Raw genomic sequence first — 16,280 nt, forward strand, 5'->3', positions numbered from 1 at the left:
TCACTTTCAAGTTTATTAATAAACGAGCTCAGTTTTTTTTATTTTTTGTTCATAATTTGTTAGCTCTGCCAGACTCGTTATTTTTTCGGATCTACCAGACAATTGCCGACAGAAATCAAAATACACAAAATCTAAATTCTTCCTCAAATGCAATTCAAAAGAGTGATTTTCCAGATTCAGCCATTCACTCTTGAATACCCAATCAACTATCGCTATGTCACTATTAGTTGGGTGGGGGTGCTTTTGGCACGCGGAAAACATAACTTTATCATCCAGTACTATACAGAAGATGATTGGATACGGAACCGCCCGGTTTATTATTTCCAAAAGCTCTTCAAATCTCTGATCACTTCTCAGTTCAAGCAAAAAAATCTGTATCTCACGAATGTCTGCACCATTCAGATTTATGGTTTCAGAACTAAGTTTGTACCTTCGCCAATCCCATACCAAATATTAGTATCGCAAATAACTATTGACTTCTTTCCATTCATGGTTATACTTAAAATTCCTGCAAATTATTTGATTATCTAATAACAGCAAATAAATAGAGACAACGGGGAGGGTTTAGCATTCATATTCCGTTCAGATGTGACTTTAATATGTTGGAATTAAGATCTAAGGTTCACTGCTGTTGGCAAGTTCTAAGATTATAGATTTCAATGTTTCAAGATGTAAGCTAAATTACTGTTGTTCAACTACCTATAAGTCCACCTCTTTGTTATCAGTTTATTTTTTTTCAAAAGTCGGACTAAAAAAATCGTAAAGGTTTACATTTAAAGCCTCAGAAAGTCTAACCAAAGTATTAAACTCTACGTTTTTTTTCCCATGTTCCATTTTACTAATTTCACTACGCTCCATACCAATAGCCTCTCCCAAATCAAGCTGAATCATTTCGCGATACAGCCGAATTTCCTTTAATCTTTCTCCAAACAGCTTAATTTCTTTATTATACCTGTCTTTCACTTTCTAATTTGTTTTTCGAAAGTTGGATGGAAATGACAAAAAATAAAGTGGGTTATAACTCACAATTATCCAAAATTGACTATATTTGTAACTGTAAGTCATAAAGCATGCACCATGGGACTACATGATCTATCAACAGACAGTGAAAAAAATGACCGCTACCTCGCGCTGTTTCATCGAGGCGATCAGCGTGCGATGGATTTTCTCTACAGAAAATCCTTTCATAGTCTTTTGTATTTCGGCAAAACCCTAATCAAAGACGAATTCCTAATTACTTGCATCCTCCACGAATGTTACCTCAAAGCATGGGATCATCGTGAAAGAATGGAGACCTTACCGCATATATACAGATTCATCCGTATGAACCTACGCTGGCAAATTCTCCGACATATTGAAAAGTCGCGTCATACCATATACGGTAAAACCGTACTAATAGACCATTTTGAGGCGACAATTGGAGACTTTGAAGATGTGCTAACAGATAAAGAATCTTATGAGAATGACATCCAAAATTTTGAAAGAATAGCCGAAGCACTGAAATATCTGTCCACCGATGCACAACAAATAGCTTCGCTTTATTTCAGGCGGGGATTAACCCATAAACAAATCGCCGATCGATTAGGAACCAGCACCACCCATGTTTCCAATCAAATCAAAAAGAGTGTGGAGCAAATCAAAAATATGGTGCATGCGCAAAGCAAACGGGAGCGAAAGAACCTTTCAGTCAAAAAATTGAATCTGGACACGGGCACACTTAACCCTCAGCAAACCTCTATTTATCACCTTCGCAAAATCCAGAAGCTGTCATTTGCTGACATCGCTTTGAAATTGGGAATTAATCAAGTCCAAGCCCAGCAGCAATATATTCAGGCGCATCAGCTTTTGCAAGAGCAGAACAGCCAACAAAAAATCAAGAGATTCTAATCAAACCGGTCAGGAAAATGGACAAAACATTCTTCACCCGCAAAATTCAGCTAAAAATTGACAGCGAAGATCCTGAATATAAGTCTCAGGTTTTCAAAATGCTTTACGACTGGCGCAACATCTGCTTTAGGGCCTCAAACCTGATTTTCACACACCATTATGTGCAGCAGCAGATCAAAGAGATCATCTACCTGACCGATGAAGTCAAAGTCAAACTTGCCAATTTAAAGGTGGATGATGAAGGCATTCTCACAACTTCCCGAATGAATACCACCTATCAGATACTATCCAAAAACTTTAAGGGCAGTATCCCGATGCACATTATGAGCTCACTGAACAGTACGTTGGTTAGCACTTTCAATACAAATCTGGTTTCTTATATCACGGGTGAAAAAACACTGCCTAATTTTAAAAAGGAAATACCCATACCATTTAAAGGAACCGATGTAAAATCGCTGACAGCTAGTAATGAAAGCAATATCTTTCATTTTAAACTCTTTGATATTCCGTTTAAAACGTACCTGGGAAAAGATTTCTCGGACAAGAGCAAGTTACTGCATCGGCTTGTCAAAAAAGAAATCAAGCTTTGCACCAGCTCGCTCGTCATTGAAAAAGGAAAGATCTTTATGATGGCTGTTTTTGAATCGGAGAATCAGCTTCACGTGCTTAATAAAAATATCATCGCGGAGGCTTCGCTTTCACTTGATTACCCAATTATGCTGACTATTGGTAAAACCCGGTATACCATCGGAAATAAAGATGAATTTCTTTATAAAAGACTTTCCATCCAGGCTGCCATCCAAAGAAAGCAGAATGCCATGTCCTTTATGAACAACCAAACCAAAAGGAGATTGAAACAAAACACGATTGAAAATCTAAGGAATGCAGAGAAACGGTACGTAAACCAAAAGCAGCACGTATATAGCAAGCGGTTGATTGACCTCTGCCTGAAAAATCAGGCGGCAACACTGCTATTGGTGGATCAGCAGGAAAAAGAAGAGCAGGCGACAGAAGATCCCTTTATTCTGCGTAACTGGGGTTACGGTGGCTTAAAACAGAAGATCGAGCGCAAGGCTGCCGGTGCTGGCATTACTGTAATCGTGGAATAAAAAATTTAGAGGCTACTTGTAAAGCCGTAGGATGAAACTGTGACAGTTTCGTTAAATACCTCCAAGGTGTATACAACTGGGTTCGGCTTATTTTTAAGCAAAAGAAACTTTGAGGCTGCTTGTACAGCCGCAGGATTAAAGTCAATATAGCTTTAATTAAATACCTAACTGGGTATATACAACTGAGATCAGTTTTGCAATTTTCACAGTATTAATTCACTGCCCTACCGGGTTACCGGCAAGGCAGTGAAAAATTATTTATCGTTTAAATGACAACGTAGGCTCAGATACTCAATCCTTTCTTTCGCTGCTTTGTCAAACTTAGTTCTGCCGACTTACTTTTTGCCAGGCTCTGGATTACGCCAAGCCGTTTTTCCAGATTTGCAAGCGAATACTGCCTTCCGATATCCGAACCCTTCACTTTCATTCCGTTTTGGGTGTTGATAAACGTGATGCCACGTTTGACAAGCGTTTTCACGCCTTGCTTTTGTAGTTCAGTGCCAAGCTCCTGCATGGTGGAAACATTTGGTAACATACCGTCAATCGTCTGCTTCAATGTCAAAAGCGCCTGATCCTGCGTATGACGGGGTTGCTGTTTATTCTCAGCGGTCAGATGCATTTCCGGCGTGATCCGAAGCCCCAGTTCCAATTCCATTTTCCGGCAAAACTTGCCAACCCTTGCATAATTATTAAAATGGTCAGCCGTGTTTTTACCGTTATAGTTGATCCGGTTGGCAACAATATGAAAGTGATGATGCGCTTTATCCGTATGCAAAAATAGAGCCATCTGATTATCCTCAAATCCGAAATCCTTGGCAAACTGCAAAGCAATTTCGGTGATCTTCTCATTGCCAGGATTCTCCCCCGGCGGAAAGCTGAACGACTGGTGCCAGATGAATTTGGTCAGCCTTCTGTTTTTCTCCATGTTGTCCAGAAACTGCTTTGAGAGGTTGTCGATATCAAACCTTCCATCCGGCAACCTTTGAAGCGCCAGGTTCTGAATGTACACCAGCTCCCCTCGCACGTCATCTGCCCCGAGCTGCTTAATCTGTTTTATGCTCAGTTGCTTATCGTAATAGCAGTAGGCCAAAATCCCTTTGGCATACCTGCCCAGTCCTACCTTCCCAATCATAACTTTCGTTGTTTTAATAATTGCTCCAGCGCTTCCTTGATCACATCATGAACCGGCCTTGTCGCATCCGGCTTTTCAGATTGCCAGACGGCTAGATTCTCTGGCGTTTCTTCCCTGAGATAATGCGCCTCATACTTTTCAAGAAGTTCCTGGCTTTTATGGTGTAGCCTGGCCGCCGTTTCAAGGAGACTGGTTTTGCTCTCTGCGTTGTGCAGCACCTTTTCCAAATAACCATAAAGCTGACGCGTCCACTCGTTGATATCCGTCAGCGTCTGCCGAAACGATCGGACTTCAAAGTCCTCGTACACCCACTGCATGATCAGCTTTGAGATCAGCGAAATATTCTGGCTGCTCTCTTGCCACTGCCTGGAAAGCATATCGGCCTGGCTCGCCCGAAGCACCGCGAGGGCAAACTGGCCGCTGAGCATCCTCAGCACTTTGTAAAGCTCCGCGGTCTGCTTGGGCAGCACTTTGAGCTGCGGTCTTTTGATGGGCGTATCCAGTACTTGCGTAAGGAAGTACTGACTCGCCGAAAGCCCGCTCCTTTGGATCATTTCATTGATCAGCTCTTTCTGATCCCTACTCACCCACACCGAGAAGTGTTCTTTTTTAGCAATCCGCTCCCCTTTCGGCGGTCTGCCTTTTTGCTTTTTTTCCATAAGTCTTCAGCATTAAGCTATGAGCCCAAAGGCGAATAGCCGGGGTCCAGGGGTTTCCCCTGGCCAGTTCTCGCCGTTGGCCGCATTTTCGCGACGCAACGGCGATAGCTGGCTATGGAGAAAGCCATCGTAAGGACCCGAACGGTTTAAAAATGATTAAACAGTGACTTAAATTGATCATAAATGATTCTTCTGACTTTTAATTTCCTTTTTCTGATCCAAAATGACTTCAATTGCCTTGATTGGATCTAAAAGGATCATTTTAGCCTTCGAAGCGGAACGTGGACCTCTTTTCTTTTCCCATCGAACTCGTAGACCCGGCCAAAGGTGTTACCTGCGGGCTTTGCTGGTTTCAGGATCAAAAACTCGACTCCGTTTTGGGTTCTGATATTTCCTTCGCGCACAAGGTCCTGATACGATTCGATGTTTTTCAAATCCTTGACGTATCTGCTTATACCCTGATACATCTTAAAGGTGCTCAGGTAATAGTAGCATAAAAAGCCAAGGACCAACACGCAAACCGCATAAGGAATACTGACGCCCAGTCCGTGAAGAAACGATTGTTTGTCCGAAGCGAAGTTTACCGAACTGATCGAACCCTTAAAGGTCTGCTGCAACTTTTTGCTTTCAAGAAGGTTGACATTCAGCTCTTTTCTCATGGCAGTAAAATGCTCCCTGATTTCGGCAAAATTAATGGCGGACCATTCATCCATTTCCATCCCGTATTTCATCAGATACTCCGCCTGGATGTAGCTGATCATGGCAGACATCCGTGCTCTCTTATCATCATTCATCTTTGATGTCTATTTGAAGTTGTCTTTTTAAACTGAACCGTGTACCCCGGCTATAATTATCCAGTCCCCATCCCAGTCTTGCACCGTCCAGAATCTGTCCTCCCTGAGCCGTCGTGGGTACGAAATCTCCGAATTGTCTCAATGGAAGACCTGCCTTTGCGCAGCGCTCTTCAAGCTCCTGAGCAAGTACACCAAAGCCGCGAAATGAAGTAATACTCTTCCAGACGATGATCTTAAAATCATCTCCTACCGCAGCCCTGATCTGCTGTAGATAATTGACCGAAGACTGGTAAGCCGGTCCGCCGCCAATGACCACGTGGAAAATCATTTCAAAACCGGAGTCGTCAGCAAATTCCTTCATCGGGATATCATCCCGGATCAGAAACGGAAGCTGCGCGCTTTCAGGCGAGCCAAGGTCAAAATAAACTGCTTCGTACCGGCTCTCGGAAACCTCTTCAAGGTAACCCACCAACAAATCCCGCACCAGAACATCCCTGTCATCGTTCAGACTGACCATATCAAAGTTGTCACGGTCAATGAAGAAAAGCTGTTTTTTACTGGATTCGGTCGAAGAATCCAGGTCAACAAAAAGGATGTCTTTTTTATGCCCGTATTTGAGCGCAAACATATACATCAAAAGGGACTTACCCACGCCACCTTTGGACTGGGCAATAAAATTAAACTTTTTCATGATTTACCAAATTTGTCGCTTTTAAATGATTGTCTTCTTACCAGATCCTCTTCCACCGGTAACACTTGTGGTTCCAGCGGTTTTGGAATGATGACCGGAGCTGCTTTTCCGGACTTTCCCGCGTCATTCCATTGTGCTGCGTGCGAGCGGATGTACTTCACATCGTACAGCACGGTCAGCGGTGCGCCGAGCTCTTTGTTGATGAGCTCGACGGTAAGCGCCGCCGAAAGGTTCTGAGCGAAGAGCTCGCGGAAAAACTCGTAGAGTTTTCTTCTTCGCTTCGGATCTTTCATCTCATACATGGCTATCAAAAGTGCTTTATCCATTGTCTTGACTGTTTAAAGCTCTTTCATGCTGACCGCTAAGCCCTATACGGCTCGCACGCAGCGGATGAAAAGAAGGGTGATAATCAATGTGACCAAACCGGGCAAGGTCCCGGATGCAGCTGTGATACGTGGCAACGGATTTAATCCTTGCATAGCGCATCAGTCTGCGGCGGCTGATCTGTATCCGGTTTTGGCCCGCCTTCTCACAGTGAAAGGCGATAGCCGCATACAGACAGATGTGCACCGCGCGGAGCCTGGGATCATCCCATGCCCCTGCTACCAATCCGGCTCCCGCCGGATTGGTCATGTTTGTATCAGACGCTTTCAACGGTTACCGCTTTTTAGAGGGTCCGTTTGCCAGCATGAGCTCAATGTCCTCGTACTGGTAGTAAAAACTGCCGCCCACTTTGGTGTACCGCAGATGCCCATTGACACGGAGGTTCAAAAGCGTTCCGGGCGAGATCTTTAAAAGTTCCCTTACCTGGGCACTTTTAAGCCACCTGCCGTGCGGCGACGGTTTCGCTTTTGAAACAATGGTTTTTAATTCTTCGAGAAGTTCAGTTTTAAACTGTTGCAAGTCTTCCCTGGTGATCAACGCTACATGCATGACTGCTTTTGTTTAAGGATGGAACATAAACCTGACCGCTGACGGGGTACCACCGCCAGAAATCATCAAAAGCAAACATACAAGGGGAAGCTCAAATAATAATGACCAAAAGGGTCCATTGGTCAAATAGCAAAACTACTTATTTACATTCATTTTGCTGATTACAAACAACTTATGCTCATTCCTGACCTTTGTACCTTTGATGGTAACCTCACTGCCTTTTCCAGAAAAATAGTTACGTGCGGTCTCAATCGGGATAGGATTTCCGCCATGAAGGAAGTACCGGGAGAGCAGTTTGTACCACGCGCTTTTACCCTGTACCCTGAGAAGCGCCTTCTTTTCCACAGGCAGCATCAGCTCCTGCATTTGCAAAAGAAGATCAACGAAAGTGCCCAGGTGGTTTTCTACAATGCCAATCTTTTCGCTCGTCTCGTATTCTTTCATCGCTTTGAGCTGCTCTTTTAACTGCGCGTTTTCCGCGGTTAGCTGATCGATCAGACGGTTCTTTTCCCCGATCACAGATTCAAGTGGGTCGAAAACGTGCCATTGATCGATGGAGCGGAGAAACAATTGAAAGGATTCAAGTTTAAGAAGATTCGATTGATACGTTTTCTGTCTGGAAGAAAACGGGTTCTGTATTTTATAATACGCGATCCGCTCGGATGTAAGTCTTGAAAGGTTTATAAAAAAGACATGCTGCTGATCCGGGCTGGACCCGAGAAAATAATGAAGATGATAATCGTAAAAGGCGTTATAATCACAGGCGGGCAGACTGTAGATTTTCTTAAAAAGGTGATTGTGATTAAAATGCCAGCTTTGGATCAGTGGATTACCGATTTCAAAACGGTGTGGTGAAAAGTCGAATTTGTCTCTGATTTTAAAGTAGGATTTTTTCATAGCAAGCCAGTTTTTTATTTAAGTTACCAACAGGTACTAAAAAATCCAATTGCAGATAGAAAATTAATCAGCTGAAAATCAAGTTAGCATATCACTTCGAAAGTGCAGATATCGGTTCACAGGGCGTAAGCGAGTGGTATTTACTATATGATTCAGGAGTCTGAAAGTAATTAATCAGACTCCTGAACTTGATTTTAACTGTCAAGAAAAACATGACCATCATACTCTGAATATCCATCCAGAAACAAGTCTCTTCCAAAGGCTTCATAATCAAAATATCTTTCCAAAAGCGAAGGCGCTCCTGCGAGCATTCCGGTGTCTTCTACATATTGATAGGTGAACTCTGTTTTAGGATCTTTCATGACTCCTCCATAATAACCCTGATAGGCTTCATTAAAATTTTCCAGTGTTTCTTCGAGCTCATTGCCATTGGTTGGCCAAGAGACAATATCCGAGCAGTATAACTCAAAAGCCTCTACCCTGTCTTCATCCATTTCTGAAACTGTTTCAAAATATCTGAAAGTACCTTCATGCAGACTGCACTCTGAAATCAGAAAATCCGGAATACCCTCCCAGTCCTGAAACATTAATTCGGGTAAAAATTCATTGCGGTGGTATTCATAGCAGTCTTTGAAGAATTCTTCTGCATCATTATACTCTGATAGATCAAACCATTTTCCGAAAAGTGATCCGGAGTTGTACATTCCGTAAGTCCCTACATAAATCTTTGGAGTGTTTTGTGAATTTTTCATGCGTGAAAGACATTTGAAGTAGCTTGGGCCCTGGCGGGGCCGCCCCGGCTTTGTGCCAAAGGGCAATCGCTTGCCTCACTCGAATGAAAAATGACGGGGCTCGTCCCCTTGGCTTCAAGCCCAGACGGCGGTTTAAGGAGCGGCCATCAGCCGGGGGCGCCCAGCCGCGGTAAATAGCCGACTGACGAAGTGAAGGCTTGAAACCGTCATCTTTTCACTTCGTAACTTTCGTTTGCACTGACTGGTAAACGTGCGGCTGGGTTGCTTTATAGTAATTTGTTTAACTGGATATTCCGGACCAATGAGGTTCTTCGTCAATTTCCCCTAAAAACAATTCAGTACTTTGATTAGAAATGCGCAAAGTATTTCCACAGCAGGCTGGATTTTCCTGCATTAAAAAGGTTGTGTTATTTTCTCGGCACCAATGCTGATATCTTCCAATTTCACTTGCTACCTTCATTGGTAATTTTCCCCTGCAAACATATGATCCTTGATCATTAGCTTATGTCTGTGTTCTCTGGAAATTATCTGGGCGGGTTTGGTGAACGAGGTTTTTAACCATCAAAAATTGACACTGCCTTTCTTTATTTTAACCTAAACTGTTTAATTTATCTATTATTTGTTGATGATATCTTATTTGTGCAGCAACCCTTTGTTCATTGTACACAGGCTGATAATGTGCATTATAAGGCTCCTGTTTATACAAAACGTTCCATACCACCGTGAGCATTTTACGGGCTATTGCAATTAGAGCCTTTTTACTGTTCATTCTCTTATGTAATTGCTCAAATTTGTATTTAAAGTAACTTTCTTTACAACGGGTCGCACTCCACGAGGTTTGCACAAGAATTCGCCGTAGATAATTATTGCCTTTTGTTATGTGGTTATTTTTAATCTTGCCTGCGCTTTCATCATTTCTTGGACGCAGTCCAGCCCATGAACTTATAGCCGAACTGCTTCTAAAAGCATTCATGTCAGCTCCGGTCTCAGCAATTATCTGCATCCCTGATTGTTTACCTATCCCAGGGATAGTTCGGAGTAATTTTAGTTCAGAAGCATAATGTTGCTGGCAATGCTCTTCCATTCTGGTCTCTATTCTGGATGCCTGGTCAAGGAGAAGATCATATTGTTGCAAACCCAATTCAAGTAAAAATTTCTGGTCGTCCGATATGGCTCCTTCCAATGCCTGCTCCACCATTCCCTTCTTTCGCTTTTTTACCGCTGCATTTACCTGATCCATTAGCGTTTGATGATCCGAATTTCCTGCGACAATTGCGCGAATAATACCTATGCTGCTAACAGAATCCATCTTTGTCATTACGTTATTGATTCTGATGTTACACAATTCCAGACACTTATTCATTTGCTGTAAGACCCTTGTAATCTGGTATTGAAGCTGTACAAATTTACGGCTGTAGTTTCTAAGCTCCCTGATAGATCTGGGTGGAACCAGGCTTCTCCTAAGGAGATCCTTATGTAATAATGTAGCAATCCACTGGGCGTCAGCTACATCCCTTTTTCTTCCGGGCATTTGCTTGATGAACCAAGGGTTAACCAAAACTAACTGAAGTCCGGCTCCCTCCAGCTCATTCCATGTAGGAATCCAGTACGTCCCAGTGCTCTCCATAGCTACCTTTTTTACATCGTGATCCTGTAGCCAGGTCGATAATTTTTTGATGCCACAGCCAAAAGTTGAAAACTTCTGCACCTCCGTATGGTCCTTCCCATTGTAAAGCGCGGTATAGATTGTATCCTTATGTACATCTAGGCCGCATACGACAGTTCGCTCTTTCATGCTATCCTATATTTAAGTGGATTACAAATTTCTAGTATATGGCATGGAAATATCTGAATTCACTGGTTTTTATGTGTTTGTGAAAACGCAAATTTATCCTGGTTTGGTGAAACTTGAAGAGACATTTTAACCATTTTTTGGTCGACCAGATTGATTCAAATGTGTATTTGCCTTTATTTAAAGCATCTAGTTGCCTTAAAACAAGTGCGAAACTCCGGCCATTTGGCACTCATTCCATGGGAATTATGGCAATTCGTTGTAATTTTTAATTGTAACTGGTGCCGGATCCATGAAAAGCTTCATCAAAATTGACGAAGAACCCAAGTATCTCGGAATTTCCATCTTATCCAAGATTTCTTCAAGCCTATGTCCATTTCTTGATAGATCCCTTGTCAAGTCCCTCTCTAACTTTTCGCAATTTTCGCTCACGATCCGCTGCAAGTGGGATATTGTCAAGAAATCCCACTGCTTCAACAAGCTCCTAAATTTTTCCGTCAATTAATGATAGGTCCATTGATTTCTTTTTGTCTCCGATTCAAGATGTTGAGTATGTGCCGCATCAATTGAAGAAGATGAAACGGAAGAGAAAGAAGCGGTTATCGATGAGATTTTGACTTATTCAAAAATTGCGCTTGCACCACAGCGCAGCGAAAGCTACAAAGCAAAAACCGTCTCATGGATTTGCAGCCAAGGGCTAAACCCGTCACTTTTCGCTTTGAGTTAAGATAGGCGATTAATTTTTAATGACCGGGCAAAGCATTTACATCTACATGAAACTTCTGCATCCTTAGAATGAATGACAAATAGCTAAATGAATTACAGCAGAGCCATTTTTTCAGTATCGTGCGATTCGTCTCCTTCTCATTGATTGGCAATAGGTCGTCCAACCGATTCGCCAACTGACAGAGTCTGCTCCAAGTTGCGAGCCAATAGAACGGATCGCTCTCAAAGAACTAAAATGATTCTAAATTAGTATGCATTCATTATCGCGTCATCAATCTCTTGTAGTATAGATTGTTTCGATGAGTGCTCCGTAGACTTTGCTATCAGAACTGTAAGGAGTATTATTACAACTATCTGTATTTTTTTTAAATCCTCGATATCAAAATCCTTATTCAGCCCATGGTGAATCAAGCTACTTCGAACTTTATACATTTTTTTTAACAATTCAATAATTTCAGTTCGCTCATCCATATGCTTAGTCACCAGTTTTGAGCAGTACTTTGTAACACTTTCAATTATGGAAGATGTTTCATCTTTTAAAAGCAACGATTCGAGAACTGTGAAGATTTCAATTATTCTTTGATGGAGATTCTCTTTTGACAGGGCATCGGCAAATCTAGTTATTGAAATTTCAATGAGGGAAGATATCTCGTTACTACCGCGTTGAATCAGGAAGTTGTGAAAGATCTCAATCTGATTCAAAAGTGAATTTTGCCAAGTATCAGGATTCAACGTATAAAACCTTTGATCTCGCTGTCCAGTTATGTTAAAACTGTAAGGTTTCACTATATCCTGTTGCAAAAATTCATGGTTATAACTTCGCTTCGCATTCTTATCGATATCAAAAAGGATTGGATATTCTGGAAAATTTAGTGTTGGACTACAGATTTTTAGAATATCAATAGATATAGAGCATTCTTTCAATGCATTTTCAACGGCCTTTTCTCTTTCTGCACGAACTATTGTAGACACAAATACTTTTCCCTGATATAACTTCCGAATTGTAGCAAAATAGGACGGATCACTTTGAATTTCGTCTCTTTTCTCACTTTTGTATTGTATCTCAAGTTTATCAATATATGCTTTATTCATATAGAATAAAGTAGATTTTCCCAAATGATAAATACCAGAAATCTCAATCTTGTCAACAAAGAATAGAATTTTGTGATCTTTTAATTCCTGTGTTGATTCTGATAAAATAAAATTAGAATACTCCTCATCAATTTGTTTTTTTTGATAAGCACTGAAAATCCATTGAAGAGTTTTTTTTACAAGAAAGCTCTTGCTCACATATTTCTTAAAGCTATTTTCTTTCAGAATATTTTCCACCATTTTATAGACTCCACGAATACTGTCTTTTCCAAGTCCATACTTTCTCTCACCATTTAGCTCAAATGCACTTGTGATTGTATTAGTAATAGTATCTTCGGTGTACTCCATTAAAGGTCCGATAGGAGTCACAATGGTTGGTACTATCACTTCAATTTTGCTGTCGAGCGAATTTTCGGTTTGATGCTCTGATGACCCTTGCCCTTTTTTAGAACTAACCTCCTCCACTAGGTTTAAGAGCTTTACGCTCTCCTGATTGAGAAATTTTACTTTATTTGGATCTAGTGATAACATAACGATTATTGAAATACTAAGACAATCTAGGCTCAAATCTTATAAATTCAATCTCATTAGAACTTATATCTTTTAAGACCGCATCTACAACGTCATCTGCGGAGATACTTACTGTTTCCACATGTGTAGTAAGCCAGTCAAATTTATAGCCTACACAATGAACTTTCAACCATCCCATATCTGAGTGATATAAATATCCATCATCAAACAAAAATTCGTGGGTATAACTTCCATCGTCACGGCTGACTAATCGAATTTCGTTATCCATGTCAAGAAACGACTTTATCTTGCCACCTGACCTATCACAAATGCTCAATTGTTCATTTAATCCATCGATACTAATAACACCTTTGTACTTTTCCAACTGTTCACGAAGCCTATTAAAGTTCTCGATCAGCCAATCGTTATCAAAGCTAACATTTCTTTGAATGTTTGTCGGCTCAGTAATTAATATCTCAACGGTCACATTCTTTAATCTTCCTTCCCAATCACACAATTTTGGCGCTCGAAGTTCCATTCTTCTTATGTCCTTATTATCTCCGTAGTTTGCGGCCCCCATTTGATATCCTGTCTTAGATATGAATATTCCTGTAAGATCTCCAATGTCCTCAATCGCCGCATAAAAGTCCCTCATCATTCCCAATTCAACATCTCTTCCTAAATTTTTACATTCGACGGCAAATTTTTTTCGTTCCCCTTTAATGATCTGCTCAAAATAGACATCGATTTGATGTCGAACTCCCGATCTGCCCAAGAGTTTAACATCGTGAGCGATATTTTCTACTTCGGGCGAACGAGACAAGAAACTTTCAAAAATGAGCTTGGTGTAAATTTCGTATTGCTTTCCGCTTCTCACTTGATTTAGTTTCATGATTTGATATTTCTATATTTGGTTCAATTGTGTGAGCTTTGATAACATCCCAAGGCTATCCTAATCTCAAGAGTTAAAATTATGAAAGTAAAGATATCAGAATCACCAAATTGCTTCTAATATTGACGGTTAATGTTATAGTTTTGTATGAATCAGTCATTCAAATAAGAGCATTTGAGATTTAAAGTCTTCGTCAAAGTCTGCTGATCCGTCTTCGACTATGTCGACAGAGCGTAATAATAATTTTCAGCGTTCAGTTTAACCACCGAATAATAAGTCGAAATTTTGAAAATAAAGAAAATCTATGAATTTGCAGCTAAAGCTGACATCCATAAAGTAATGTCACAATAATTTATATTAGGAATGGCTATTCATCTCTGAGCCAAGGAAGGCATTTGATTTTTAGTAAAAAGGGATATTCTAATATTGTAATAGAGAGATTCGAACGATTGACTAGATAATTGTAAATTTGATTGAGAAGGCAGATTTAAAACAACATAAACTCCAAGTTATCGGAGACACCTTTATTGTTTATTTGGCATTAGATGAGTAGGATAGTCTGGAACACTATGCCGCAACGCTACATAAAATAATTACGAGCCACAATTGGGAGGAAATTCAGCCAAACTTATATGTAAACGCATACACATACATAACTTTTAGCCCAACTTTCGAGCCTGAGCCAATTCACGATTTCTTAAAACGTATTTTCGACTCAATTATGACTCAGAAGGCAAATGGCATTATTTTTCAAACAGCAGGAGAAACAATATCAAGACTGGATTGGAATATTTAACAGATGGTATCTCATCGATGAAGCCTATTTAAATATCCCACTGAAGCAGTTTGGGTTTAAACATAATATGCTAGAAATCAAACTGGATCCCAAAATACCACCCCCGAGGCTTACCAGAGAACCTGTAGGCAATATCTTGTTCCAAATTTGTAGTGGATTTTACAATGTCTCCTGCTCTTAATTTTTGAAGTGTAGCTTGCCAAGTCCAGACACCTCCTATGGAAAATGCAATTCTAGCCACCGGTATTGAAAGTCCGCTTCCTAATAGTAGAAATGGTCTTTTTTTCGTCGGATCCACACCAAATTGCACAAGAGGAGACATATATCGACTAGGTCCAAAACTGAAATTTAAAAAAGCTGCTGAAACAAAGGTGTCTTTAATAATTTCTTCCTCGGTAATCTTTAAATTATCATCAACACCAAAACCAGCCAATTTTGTGTTTGACCAAAAACCTCCAACACTTAAGAAAACAGCTATGGGATCATATTTTTTAAATATTAACTTTCCAAGATTTGTTTTCTGCTTTTCTTTCAATTGAACGGCAGTGGAGTCAAACTCGTTTTCGATTAGAGTTAAAGAAGTTTGAATCTCCTTACCATCCTCTAATTCTATTATTCTTCCTTCATAATACTCGGTTCTTGCTATGAGATGTTCTTCTGAGCCCACTAAATACAATGAAGGTGTTCGAATCGGAACATCACCAGGTATTTTTAATGAGTTGGAAATCAATTTAAATATTGGATCAAATTTATCCACTAGGTTCTTTTTTGCTGCAAGGCTCACCGTTGCTTGCTTTATAAATTGAGTTATTTCGTTCTTTAGGTATCGTTCAGTCAATTTATCAGCCAAATTAATTTTCGCCAGTTCGGTTGGAATGCTTTCAATAGAGTTTTGGGTGGGAGTAATGACCAATTTCACAATTTCAGAAATCGATTTCTTACTTTCAGGAATTGCAATATTCATATCACTAGCAGACTCAACACCAAATAGTTTGCCCGAAATTGATGCTATATCTCTTGTAATATTCTGCGAATTCAGCTCGTCAAGAACAGTGATCTTAGTTGTTAACGCATCGATTGCTGCGATTTCCGGTGCACTCAATGAAGCAGTTCTTAAATGAAGATATAAAATTGTTAGTTCAACACTGTTGAAACCGTCGGGCGGATAGGTAATTTGTCCCGGAACAGGAGCGGCCAAGCCTGACGCCCTGACAGCGGATAAGCTTTCTTTTTTCTCGCTGGCGATATTTTTTTCGTTTGAAACAAATAAATTTTTGAGATTATCAAAATAGGCTTTCACGGCTGCGTCGTTTTCGTCAACATATATAGAGTCGGACCAGCTAAGCGTGTAATGGAGGGGATTTAGCCATTTTACAAAAATATTACAGGTCCTACTATTAATAGCAAAATGAGCACTCCCATTCCATCGTTCTTTACCAGCTTCATTATTTGGATTTTGGAAGGTTTCAATTTTTCTCCGATCTAAATTTAAATATATTTTATTTTCTGTGACCCTAGTTCCACGTATGGCCAGAGACTTCTGACCGCTTACGCAAAGGCAGCTTAATGTGAATACCAAAAGAAGTAGTAGACGTTTATTCATAATTTCTAATGTTTG

The 16,280-nt window shown here is 40.5% G+C and carries 17 protein-coding genes; 2 read left to right on the forward strand and 15 right to left on the reverse strand.

All coding sequences use genetic code 11. The features are described 5' to 3' along the window. Positions 1 to 15: 15 nt before the first annotated feature. Both M1L62_RS29650 and M1L62_RS00025 read right to left on the reverse strand, forming a co-directional pair. Positions 16 to 450 carry a DUF4391 domain-containing protein gene (locus M1L62_RS29650; protein WP_374760281.1) on the reverse strand — a complete coding sequence of 145 codons (435 nt, stop codon included), beginning with the start codon at positions 448 to 450 and terminating at the stop codon, positions 16 to 18. Positions 451 to 726: 276 nt separating this feature from the next. Further along, positions 727 to 963 carry a helix-turn-helix domain-containing protein gene (locus tag M1L62_RS00025; RefSeq protein ID WP_254410945.1) on the reverse strand — a complete coding sequence of 79 codons (237 nt, stop codon included), beginning with the start codon at positions 961 to 963 and terminating at the stop codon, positions 727 to 729. Positions 964 to 1,077: 114 nt separating this feature from the next. Between M1L62_RS00025 and M1L62_RS00030 the strand changes: the two genes are divergently transcribed. Both M1L62_RS00030 and M1L62_RS00035 read left to right on the forward strand, forming a co-directional pair. After that, a complete protein-coding gene (locus M1L62_RS00030; RefSeq protein ID WP_254410946.1) occupies positions 1,078 to 1,887 on the forward strand; it encodes an RNA polymerase sigma factor in 810 nt (269 codons plus the stop codon). A gap of 17 nt (positions 1,888 to 1,904) precedes the next feature. After that, on the forward strand, positions 1,905 to 2,996 hold the full coding sequence (locus M1L62_RS00035; RefSeq protein WP_254410947.1) for a hypothetical protein: 1,092 nt from the start codon (positions 1,905 to 1,907) through the stop codon (positions 2,994 to 2,996). A 283-nt stretch (positions 2,997 to 3,279) separates the two neighbouring features. Here the strand turns inward: M1L62_RS00035 and M1L62_RS00040 are convergent, their stop codons facing one another. The 13 genes from M1L62_RS00040 to M1L62_RS00100 all read right to left on the reverse strand — a co-directional run bounded on the left by M1L62_RS00040 (position 3,280) and on the right by M1L62_RS00100 (position 16,265). Continuing rightward, a complete protein-coding gene (locus M1L62_RS00040) occupies positions 3,280 to 4,128 on the reverse strand; it encodes a relaxase/mobilization nuclease domain-containing protein (protein WP_254410948.1) in 849 nt (282 codons plus the stop codon). Beyond that, positions 4,125 to 4,787 carry a plasmid mobilization protein gene (locus M1L62_RS00045; protein ID WP_254410949.1) on the reverse strand — a complete coding sequence of 221 codons (663 nt, stop codon included), beginning with the start codon at positions 4,785 to 4,787 and terminating at the stop codon, positions 4,125 to 4,127. Before M1L62_RS00045 ends, M1L62_RS00040 begins: the two co-directional genes overlap by 4 nt. A 257-nt stretch (positions 4,788 to 5,044) precedes the next feature. After that, entirely contained in the window at positions 5,045 to 5,581 is a 537-nt protein-coding gene (locus M1L62_RS00050) for a hypothetical protein (RefSeq protein ID WP_254410950.1), read from the reverse strand. After that, positions 5,574 to 6,272, reverse strand: coding sequence for a P-loop NTPase family protein (locus M1L62_RS00055; RefSeq protein ID WP_254410951.1), 699 nt, complete (start codon positions 6,270 to 6,272; stop codon positions 5,574 to 5,576). Before M1L62_RS00055 ends, M1L62_RS00050 begins: the two co-directional genes overlap by 8 nt. Then, positions 6,269 to 6,598, reverse strand: a complete 330-nt coding sequence (locus M1L62_RS00060) for a hypothetical protein (RefSeq protein WP_254410952.1) — start codon at positions 6,596 to 6,598, stop codon at positions 6,269 to 6,271. Before M1L62_RS00060 ends, M1L62_RS00055 begins: the two co-directional genes overlap by 4 nt. Then, positions 6,591 to 6,926, reverse strand: a complete 336-nt coding sequence (locus tag M1L62_RS00065; RefSeq protein WP_254410953.1) for a hypothetical protein — start codon at positions 6,924 to 6,926, stop codon at positions 6,591 to 6,593. The genes M1L62_RS00060 and M1L62_RS00065 overlap by 8 nt, the downstream gene beginning before the upstream one ends. 3 nt (positions 6,927 to 6,929) lie before the next feature. Then, positions 6,930 to 7,205, reverse strand: a complete 276-nt coding sequence (locus tag M1L62_RS00070; protein WP_254410954.1) for a helix-turn-helix domain-containing protein — start codon at positions 7,203 to 7,205, stop codon at positions 6,930 to 6,932. A gap of 135 nt (positions 7,206 to 7,340) precedes the next feature. Further along, positions 7,341 to 8,102 carry a hypothetical protein gene (locus tag M1L62_RS00075; RefSeq protein ID WP_254410955.1) on the reverse strand — a complete coding sequence of 254 codons (762 nt, stop codon included), beginning with the start codon at positions 8,100 to 8,102 and terminating at the stop codon, positions 7,341 to 7,343. A 194-nt stretch (positions 8,103 to 8,296) separates the two neighbouring features. Further along, positions 8,297 to 8,854, reverse strand: coding sequence for an antirestriction protein ArdA (locus M1L62_RS00080; RefSeq protein ID WP_254410956.1), 558 nt, complete (start codon positions 8,852 to 8,854; stop codon positions 8,297 to 8,299). Positions 8,855 to 9,443: 589 nt separating this feature from the next. Then, the gene (locus M1L62_RS00085) at positions 9,444 to 10,649 is read right to left on the reverse strand and encodes an IS110 family RNA-guided transposase (RefSeq protein ID WP_254410957.1); all 1,206 of its coding nucleotides are present in this window, start codon (positions 10,647 to 10,649) and stop codon (positions 9,444 to 9,446) included. A 969-nt stretch (positions 10,650 to 11,618) separates the two neighbouring features. Then, positions 11,619 to 12,995: a HEPN domain-containing protein gene (locus tag M1L62_RS00090; protein ID WP_254410958.1), complete on the reverse strand. Its 1,377-nt coding sequence runs from the start codon at positions 12,993 to 12,995 to the stop codon at positions 11,619 to 11,621. A 16-nt stretch (positions 12,996 to 13,011) separates the two neighbouring features. Further along, positions 13,012 to 13,866: a restriction endonuclease gene (locus M1L62_RS00095; protein WP_254410959.1), complete on the reverse strand. Its 855-nt coding sequence runs from the start codon at positions 13,864 to 13,866 to the stop codon at positions 13,012 to 13,014. An 866-nt stretch (positions 13,867 to 14,732) separates the two neighbouring features. Next, entirely contained in the window at positions 14,733 to 16,265 is a 1,533-nt protein-coding gene (locus M1L62_RS00100; protein WP_254410960.1) for a hypothetical protein, read from the reverse strand. Between the last annotated feature and the right edge of the window lie 15 nt (positions 16,266 to 16,280).

Origin of the sequence: Dyadobacter diqingensis (assembly GCF_024220585.1) — a bacterium.
Classification (GTDB): Bacteria; Bacteroidota; Bacteroidia; order Cytophagales; family Spirosomataceae; genus Dyadobacter; species Dyadobacter diqingensis.